Source organism: Povalibacter sp., assembly GCF_036735925.1.
Classification (GTDB): Bacteria; Pseudomonadota; Gammaproteobacteria; order Steroidobacterales; family Steroidobacteraceae; genus Steroidobacter.
The window spans coordinates 41,416-50,260 of the sequence record NZ_DAINNK010000038.1; the positions used below are offsets into that span (position 1 = coordinate 41,416).

An 8,845-nucleotide genomic window follows, 5' to 3' on the forward strand; every position below is an offset into this window, starting at 1 on the left:
GCGCCCTTACGGCCGGTATTCGTAATGCCACGGCTCGTTCGGCGAGGCCAGCGGCCCGTGGAATTTCGAACTGGCCGCCGCAATCGCCGCCTGCAGCTTCTGCGCCCAGCCGCCGGCCACCCACTCGCCTTCGATCGCCGCCGTACTCGTCCCGGCCACCAGCCGCGCGCCCTGCTGGACCTGGAAATCGATGGCGCGCGCACGCCCGTGCGGCGACAGACCGGGCGCCGCCAGCGGCGCCGGGAATTCGGGCTGCCATTCGAGCAGGAAGCTGCGCAACGCCTGCGGCCTGGTCGCGCCGCTGTCGCACACGGCGGCATACAGATCGGCCGCGATCGCGCCGACGCTGCGATTCTCGTTCCAGCGCTCGATCTGGGTGTCGAGGCTGCGTACCTCGGTATTGGCATAGAGCGTGTAGCCGGGATTGTCGGCCGCGAAACGCGCGCTGATCTTCTCGATCTCGGCGAGCAGCGCGCGATATTCGTCGGACTCGCGATACGCATCGATCTGCGCCTGCGTCCAGCTCCAGCGGTCATCGAGCGAGCGAAGGCGCAGATAGGAGCGCAGCGCCAGCAACTGGCGATCCGTGCCGTCGATGCGGTCGAGCGCGGCGACGATCCGTTCGCCCTGCGGCCGCGCCAGTGCATTCAACTGCTGGCGCATGCCGCGTTCGCTCATGCACGATCCGGCGCTCGCCGTACCGGCGCAGATCGCCAGCAGCGCGACGAGCGGACTGCGCAGGTCCATCACGGTCCCGGCGTCGGCTCCTTGTCGGGCGTCACGTCCTTTTCGATCACGATGGTGCCCTTGAGCACCAGCGCCGCGATGGCGCCGAGCGCGGCGAGCTGCGGCGCGAGCAGCGTGCCGACCACGCCGAGCGTCAGCGGCATGTCGATCAGCACGCGGCCTTCCTCGTTCTTGATGATCACGCGCCGCACGTTGCCGGCGTGGATGATCTCCCTGATCTTGCCGAGCAGCGTCTCGCCGCTGAACTGGAATTCTTCGGATTTGAATTCGGACATGATTCCTCCGGAATGGGTGAGGGAAGTCACGAAGGTCATGAAGGTCACGAAGGTCGGAAGATCCTGCAGTCCATGAAAATCCTCGTCACTTTCGTGACTTTCGTGACTCTCGTGACTCTCGTGACCTTCAACCAATCAACTCCTTCAACTTCGCATGGCCCGTGCGCGACATCGGCAGTTTCTTGCCGTCGGCGAGGATCGCGAGCCAGCTGTCCTTGCCGTACAGATCAATGCGCGCGAGGCGCTCGATGTTCAGGATGAACGAGCGATGGATGCGCACGAAACGCGTCGGATCGAGCTGCGACTCCATGTCGCTCATGGTCTGCTGCTTGCGCAGATGGTTGCCGCTGGACGCGAACGACAGGTAATCGTCCTGTGCCTCGATGTAGTCGATCTTCTCCACCGGCAGCACGTGCACGCGGCCCTCGTGGCGGATCAGCACGCGCTCCAGCGTCTTGCCGGGCGGACGTGCGGCCACGGACAGCTCGGACGCAGACGGTTGCGGCGCACGCGTCCGCAGGCGTTCGCCGGCGCGTTCCACCGCCGCCACGAGCCGGGCCGGCTCGACGGGCTTGAGCAGATAGTCGACGGCGTGGACTTCGAACGCGCGCAGCGCGTACTCGTCGAACGCCGTGCAGAAGATCACCGCGGGCGCCTTGTCGGCCAGCAGTTCCAGCACTTCGAAGCCCGACAGCTTCGGCATCTGGATGTCCAGGAAGATGAGTTCGGGGTTCAGTTCCTCGCACAGCTTCACGGCTTCGAAACCGTTGGCCGCCTGACCGATCACTTCGACGTTCGGCATCTTGGTCAGATGCTCGATCATCAGCGATCGCGCCAGGGTTTCATCGTCGACGACCATGACTCGCACGGCTTGACTCCTCAACTTGCGGCTGCCGCGGCGGGCAGCAGGATGGACACGCGAAAGTGGGTTTCACCCGCGTCGACGTCGACGCTGGCGCGATGGCCGCACAGCTTCTCGACGCGCGAGCGCACGTTCACCAGGCCGACGCCGGTGCTGCGCGAGGGCGGCCGGTCCGGATCGCAGGGATTCTCGACGATCAGCTCGATGAAGCGGTCGCGACGCCGCGCGTGCACCGTCACTTCACCGCCTTCGAGCATGTGCGCGACGCCGTGATGCACGGCGTTCTCGACCAGCGGCTGCAGCATCAGCGGCGGCACGGAGATTTCGCGCACGTCGTCGGCGATGTTGAAGTTCGTGCGCAGCCGCTCGCCGAAGCGCACGCGCTCGATGGCCAGGAACGTTTCCGCCAGCGAGATTTCCTCGGCGAGCGGAATCGCCTGCTCGCGTCCGAGCGTCAGGCTCTTGCGAAAGAACTGCGCCATCAGGAAACACATGTGGCGCGCGGCCGCCGTGTCGTTGCCGATGAGCGCGGCCACCGAGTTCAGGCTGTTGAACAGGAAGTGCGGATCGAGCTGCGCACGCAGCGATCGCAGTTCGGCCTCGCGCGCCAGCACCTGCGATTCCAGCGCCTGGCGTTCGGCTTCGCGCGAGCGCTGGAATGCCCATAAAAGATAGTGGCCGAGAATGGCGAGCACGATGGCGACGCCGCCGGCGAAGATCATCACGGGCACCGCGCCCATCGCGCTGGCGGGATATTCCTCGCCGGGCGGCAGCAGGAACTGCGCCCAGCCGTAGGCCATCGTCAGCCAGATCGCCAGCGAAATCAGGCCGGCCACGGTCCACATCCACGCCATGCGCGTCGCCGGCGTGCGATCGGGCGGCATGAGCTGCACCAGGTACCAGAACGACAGCGACTGCAGGCCGAGCAATACCGCGAGCGGCACCGCAAACAGCACCGACCAGCGCGCGCCGGCACCGCCGCCGAAGAACATCACGCCGGACAGCTGCAGACCGAAGGCGATCCACACCGCGAGGTATCCCAGCATCCTGCCGCGGCTGATGAGAATGGGATGCATGGCGGCGCGCGGCCTAGTTCTTCACTTCGATGCCGCTCATGACGATGAAGCCCGTGATGATCAGGGTCTTCGTCGGCACGGTGCTGGTGGGCCGGCGCTTGTCGACGAAGCCGCCCATGAGCGTGGCGACCTTGCTGGTGACGGTCCAGTCCGGCGGCACGTAGATTTCCATGCCGCCCCAGAAGGCGAACACTTCGATGGTGGCGACATCGCCTTCCATGCGCGCGTCGGCGAGATCGATCTTGATGCCGGCCATCACGGCGCTGAGATCGGCGCCGCGGAACGGCCGCGACACGGGGCGCAGTTCGGTACCCGACATCACGGCGAAGCAACGGATGTATTCGGCATGATCGTCGACCACCGGTGTCGCCTCGGCGCCGGAGCGCGCGGCGAAGGCGCGCCATACCAGCGTGCCGCCGAGCGCCAGCAGCCCGAGCGGAAAGGCGACCTGCCAGAAGTTGAGATCGATCCAGCCGAGCTTGTCGATGAAGATCCACGAGCCGATGAAGATGAAAACCCAGCCGACGCCGTTCATGCGCTTGTTGGTGGGCCGGATCACCATGCTCGCCCCGACCAGCACGAACACCATCGGCCAGATCAGCCGGAACGCGTGACGCGTATCGATCCAGCCGAGGTTGCCGGCGAGGAAGACGAGCCCGAGCGCGATGATCCACAGCCCGACCAGCAGGCGGGTCGTGAACAGCGGATCGCGACGTGAGGATTCATCCTTCATGCGACACCCGATCTTCACGATTGCCGCACTCGGCCGACCCGCAACTTCCGCCGATCACCAGATCCACGCCATAGGCGATGACGAAAATGGGCCAGGCGCTGAACCAGCCGAGATTGAACAGATCGCTGACGCCGATCTGGCAGTAGATGCCGGTGGCGAGCAGCCAGATGCCGCCGCTGCGGGTCAGGTGCCGCGACGGCGCCACGATCGCGATCAGGCCGGGCACCATCAGCGCCACGGGCCAGTAATCCCAGATGAACCGCGGCAGGCTCCAGCCCAGATTGAAGGCCAGCAGCATGCCGCCCAGCACGATCAGCAATAGGCCCGTCGCCAGCGGCGAGCGTCGGGACGGATGTTTCGAAGGACTCAAGAGATAGGACTCCGGGCAGACAGTCTGCGCCATGGGAGCCACCTTACGAGCGGGGAGGTGTGCAGGCCAGCCAACACCGGCAAACGGCGGGGCCGGACCGGTGAAGGAACCGTCACTTGTGGGGCCGGCTTCAGCCGGCTCTTCTTCGGAGGCCGGCTGAAGCCGGCCCCACAGGCAGAACAGGGCGGCGATCAGCGTTCCTGCTGACGGAAATTCGGGCGTCCGCCCGACTCCGGGCGCGAAGACCGGCCGGCATTGTTGTCGTTGCCGGCCTGCGGCCGGCTGGCACGTTCCTGATTGCCGCGATTCAAGCTCGGCTGTTCCTGCCGCTGCTGGGAACGCGGCTGTTCGACGCGCGGCTGCGGCTGTGCTCGCGGTGGTTCACGCGATTCGCTGCGCTGGCGCGGCTGGGCATCGCCCGATGACTGCCACGAGCGCGGCTGCTCACGCGGTTCGGCATTGCGCCTGAGGCGGTCCTGCGCGTCATTGCCGCGCCATTGCCGGGGCTGTTCGCGCGTGCGCTCGACGGAACGCGCCGGGGCACTGCCCTGCTGCAATGAATTCACGGCGGGCACTTCCGTGCGCTGCGGCGTTTCGCGTCGCGTCACCGCGGGGCGATCGGAGCTGCGCCACTGATCACGCGCATCGATGGCCGCCTCGCGTTCGCGGCGCAGGTCGCTGCGCTCGGGCCGTGGCTGCTGCGTACGATCGACTGCAGCGGGATTCGCGGTACTGCCGGCGCGCTGGCGATCTGCGCGCCACTGCTGTTCGCGCGGACCGTCGCCGTCCGGTCGCGTCTGCAATCGACCCGGTGCGGCGAGATTGCCGGTCGCGCCGGCTCGCAGCTGCGAACGCGGAATCGGGCGACCGCCATTTGCTTCGATGGCGCGCTGTTCGGCGTCGAAGGAAATCCGCGCCGGACGCCGCGTGTCGGCAGCGCGATTGCGCTGATCGAATGTCTGACGCACGACGTGATCGGCGCTGCCCGGAATGCGACCGAGCGTACGCGCCGCGAACACGCTGTCGCGATTCGGCGCGAGCGCCGGCGGACGCGGATCGTGATGCCAGCGACGCAGATCGTTCTGATCGACGCGCGACCAGTGGCCGTCGAGATTGCCGCCGCCGCGGAAACGATCGCGATCGACGATCGTCACGGCGCGCGGATCGCGCCCGTAGCGATAGTCGAAATGGCGATTGCGGCCGTTGTAGACATGGGTGATGAACGTGTTGTTGACGATCACCGTGTTCGACACGTTGACGTTGTTGAGATAGCGGCGCGAGTAGCGATAGCCCGGCACATAGACTTCGCGCGGACCGAGCGGGAACCAGCCGACGCCCGGGCCGATGCCGACGGACACGCTCACGCCGGGGCTGCCCGCCCAGGCCACGAGTGCCGGCGCATATACCGGGCGGATGTGGCGCGGACCGGGAACCCAGCACCAGCGGCTGCTGACGTAGGCCCAGCGGCCATAGTGGAACGGCGCGAAACCCCACGGTGAGTTGTCGACCCAGCTCCAGCCCCACGGCGACACCCACACCCAGCGGCCGTAGCGATACGGCGCCCAGCCGGCGGCGACGTAGCTCGGCGTCCACACGTAACCGTACGTCGGCTCGTTGATCCAGCGGCCGTGGCGGTCGAGATCTTCGTAGCCGATGACTTCGTTCGAGACGTAGCGCGCCGATTCGGAATTCTCGGCGACGCGGTTGCGATCATTGGCCCAGTCTTCGAACGCGGTGCGCGCACCGAGCGGCACGATGCTCGCGCCGAGCTGGCCGGTGCCGGTGAAGGTACCTTCTTCACCGTCATCGACGCGCCAGGACTTGCCGTCCGCAATCACTTCGCTGCCGCCGCTGCGCACGGCAACGACGGTACGGTCGCCGGCGGGATTCGCATCGATGCGGTATTCGCCCGGATGCCGCAGATCGACGGTGGCGTTCGGTGTCTCGACTTCGATGCGTTCGTTGTCGCGGCGACGCAGGACGCGCACGACCGCACTGCCTTCGGACAGCTCCAGCCGCATCACGTCATCGTCGAGTTCGATGATGGACAGGCCGGTACCCTGATCGAGATGGATCTTCGAGGAGCCCACCTGCAGTTCGGCGCGGCCGCCGTTCTCGACGAACAGGCGATCGCCATTGGTGAGCGGCCGGTTCAGAACGGCTTCGGCCCACTCCTCCGTGCCGGCCGGCGCCAGCGTCACCTCACCCTCGATCAGGCCGAGTCGCGCAACGCGGCCCGGCGCGTCCGCCACCTCTTCGGCAAGGGACGCGCAGGACAGTGACAGCAGGCACAGGAGCAGCAGGCTACGCATGGTTCACCGGATTGTATCGCTGCAGACTCAACGCTTTTCGACAGTGCGGGGTTCGAGCGCATCATCGATCCGAACGAGTGAACTCCAAGTGAATGGCGCGCTGCTAGACTGAACGGCGTCATGCACATCAGACATATTCCTTCACGCCTGCTCGGGATCGCCCTGATGCTGGGGCTCGTCGCCTGCGGCGCGACGCCGCCGCAGGAACCCGCCCGCACCAGGAAGCCTGCGGAACCGGCCGACGTGCTGCTGGCTGACGCCGTCCGGCGACAGCAGGGGCACTTCGATGTGGTTCAGGCATTGCCATTGGTCAAGGCCGCGCTCGACAAGGCGCCGGACCGTCCGGACATCGCCTGGTTGTATGTGCAACTGTGCGCGCGGGTCGCGGGTTGCCAGCCGGAATCCGCGGAAGCGCGGCTGCGACGCGTCGATCCGAAGAATGCCGCTGCCTGGCTCGGCGCACTCGACCGTGCGCGGCGCAGCAACGACGTGGCGGCCGCCAACGAAGTCCTGGACGCGATGAGTCGCAGCGAACGCTTCGACATCTACTGGAACGCGCTGGTCTCACGCATTGCCGTGGTGCTGAGCGCCGACACGGCCGCACAGCTCGGCCCGACGACGCCGGACCTGGTCACCAGCAGTCTCAATGACACCATCGGCTGGCTGTCCGCCGTGTCGCTCCCGGTGTTCCGCCCCCTGGGCGACGCCTGCATCCGCGAACGCGGCAGCAATCCCATCGCCGCACAGCGCTGCCGTGCGATTGCCGACGTCCTGCTGCGCGGCGACAGCTATGTGGCCGAAAGCTTCGGTTTTGGCATTCGCGAAAGTCTCGCCGCGCCTGGTTCGCCGGACGCAGCTGCGGTCGCCCGCGACATCCGCCGCTCCCGCTACCAGCGCGACACCGCGGGCCAGATCATCGCGATTCAGGAGAATCGGGAAAAATTCTCGCGCGAGCTCATCAAGCTGATGGCCAACCTGCGCCGCGAACAGGATGTGTACCTCGCCGTGCTGCGCTGGGGTCAGCAGCCGGTGGAGCCGCCGGCGGACTGGACACCGAGCGGCACATGACTTCCGACTGTGGGGCCGGCTGAAGCCGGCTGTCTGACTGTAGGTCAGGCTTTAGCCTGACGGTCGGAAAAAGGCCGGCTGAAGCCGGCCCCACAGGAAGAAATTCTCACGCCGCCTGCTTCTGTTCCTTCGGCTCGCCGCCCAGCGCCTCGCGCAGATCGGTCAGCAGCTGCGACAGTTCGCCGGTCATGAGCAGGAAGTCGATGTCGAACTGTTCCTCCGGCGCGATGCCCTCGTTCTCGGACTTGTCCTTCACGATCTCCAGGAACTCGACCCGCTTCACCTGCAGCTTGTCCGTCAGCACGAAGGAGACGCGATCGTTCCAGGTGAGGCCGAGGCGCGTGACGTACTTTCCGCCGGCGACGTGCTCCTGGATTTCCTTGCCTTCGAGCGGATGGCGCACGTAGCGCACGGTGGCCTTGGTCTTGTCGGCCGTCTGCAGTTCGAGGTCGTGATCGAGCACGAAGCGCAGCGGGGCATCGCCGAGCGCGAGCCAGGCGCCCATCGACGAATGCGGCACGAGCTGCGTTTCCATGAACTGCACCGGCAGGCTGCCGAGCGTGTCGCGCAGCGTCTCGACCAGTTCGTCGGCGCGCGCGCCGCCGGCCGCGTCGACGATGAACCAGCCGTTGACGGTATCGATCCACGCACGCGTGATGCGACGACGTGACAGTGCGCGCGCACGCAGTTCTTCCGTCACCTTTTCCTTCAGTTCGCGCATCTGGCGGCGACCGACCGGAAATCCCTGCTGCTGCGCCAGTTCTTCGGCGCGTTCGACGGCGACCTGCTTGATGATCGACGACGGCAGCAGCTTCTGTTCGACACCGAGCGCGATCAGGTACTGGCCGTTGGTGTGATGCACGTAGCGCTGCGCCACGCTCGAATGCACCCAGCCGCGACTGAACATCTCGAAGCTGTTGCAGGGCTGCAGCGGACGATTCGACAGCCGGCTTTCGAGTTCGACCAGCGGCATGGTCCAGCCGTCGGGCAGGCGATAGATGATGAGATTCTTGAACCACATGAGATGACGGCCTGCGCAAAAGCGGCCGAGTATACGGACCCCGGCCGCGCCGTCGACTACTTGAAATCGCGCGCCGGGTCTGCGATGCCGGCGATGCGCGTCACGCGCTGCAGCACCCGGGAATTTTTTCCTGTCTCGCTCTCAGGTTGCGCGTGGAGATCGAAGACGCGGGGCCGGCGGCGCAGGCCCGCGATTGCGCATTCGCCTGCTTTCGAGCAGCACCGAATCGCCGAATTCATGCGTCCTGAAATCGTGTGCGCCGAGCATGGCGGGGATCTGAAGAGTTCGGATTTCACACAGAGGGCACAGAGGTCGGAGGAAGAAGAAATTTCCACGGGGGAAGAATGGGAACACGGGGAGCACGGGGAAAGAAAATTTCTG

The 8,845-nt window shown here is 66.2% G+C and carries 10 protein-coding genes; 1 reads left to right on the forward strand and 9 read right to left on the reverse strand.

Annotation, left to right across the window (positions count from 1 at the left end; genetic code table 11):
* Positions 1-6 precede the first annotated feature (6 nt).
* The 7 genes from V7D81_RS12930 to V7D81_RS12960 form a co-directional block, all read right to left on the reverse strand.
* Positions 7-747, reverse strand: coding sequence for a hypothetical protein (locus tag V7D81_RS12930; RefSeq protein WP_324316947.1), 741 nt, complete (start codon positions 745-747; stop codon positions 7-9).
* The gene (locus V7D81_RS12935) at positions 747-1,022 is read right to left on the reverse strand and encodes a DUF4342 domain-containing protein (protein ID WP_324316948.1); all 276 of its coding nucleotides are present in this window, start codon (positions 1,020-1,022) and stop codon (positions 747-749) included. Before V7D81_RS12935 ends, V7D81_RS12930 begins: the two co-directional genes overlap by 1 nt.
* Positions 1,023-1,149: 127 nt before the next feature.
* On the reverse strand, positions 1,150-1,881 hold the full coding sequence (locus V7D81_RS12940; RefSeq protein WP_324316956.1) for a LytR/AlgR family response regulator transcription factor: 732 nt from the start codon (positions 1,879-1,881) through the stop codon (positions 1,150-1,152).
* A 20-nt stretch (positions 1,882-1,901) separates the two neighbouring features.
* Positions 1,902-2,960, reverse strand: coding sequence for a sensor histidine kinase (locus V7D81_RS12945; protein ID WP_324316949.1), 1,059 nt, complete (start codon positions 2,958-2,960; stop codon positions 1,902-1,904).
* A gap of 13 nt (positions 2,961-2,973) precedes the next feature.
* The gene (locus tag V7D81_RS12950; protein WP_324316950.1) at positions 2,974-3,693 is read right to left on the reverse strand and encodes a LiaF transmembrane domain-containing protein; all 720 of its coding nucleotides are present in this window, start codon (positions 3,691-3,693) and stop codon (positions 2,974-2,976) included.
* Positions 3,683-4,063 carry a LiaF transmembrane domain-containing protein gene (locus V7D81_RS12955; protein ID WP_324316951.1) on the reverse strand — a complete coding sequence of 127 codons (381 nt, stop codon included), beginning with the start codon at positions 4,061-4,063 and terminating at the stop codon, positions 3,683-3,685. The genes V7D81_RS12950 and V7D81_RS12955 overlap by 11 nt, the downstream gene beginning before the upstream one ends.
* A gap of 191 nt (positions 4,064-4,254) precedes the next feature.
* Complete coding sequence (locus V7D81_RS12960; protein ID WP_324316952.1) at positions 4,255-6,375, reverse strand: DUF6600 domain-containing protein; 2,121 nt, start codon at positions 6,373-6,375, stop codon at positions 4,255-4,257.
* A gap of 120 nt (positions 6,376-6,495) precedes the next feature.
* Here V7D81_RS12960 and V7D81_RS12965 point away from each other — a divergent pair, with 120 nt between their 5' ends.
* The gene (locus V7D81_RS12965) at positions 6,496-7,443 is read left to right on the forward strand and encodes a hypothetical protein (protein ID WP_324316953.1); all 948 of its coding nucleotides are present in this window, start codon (positions 6,496-6,498) and stop codon (positions 7,441-7,443) included.
* 106 nt (positions 7,444-7,549) lie between these two features.
* Here V7D81_RS12965 and V7D81_RS12970 read toward each other — a convergent pair whose 3' ends face one another.
* Both V7D81_RS12970 and V7D81_RS12975 read right to left on the reverse strand, forming a co-directional pair.
* Complete coding sequence (locus V7D81_RS12970) at positions 7,550-8,464, reverse strand: recombination-associated protein RdgC (protein WP_324316954.1); 915 nt, start codon at positions 8,462-8,464, stop codon at positions 7,550-7,552.
* Positions 8,465-8,520: 56 nt separating this feature from the next.
* The coding region (locus V7D81_RS12975) for a hypothetical protein (protein ID WP_324316955.1) at positions 8,521-8,845 on the reverse strand (325 nt) is incomplete at its 5' end.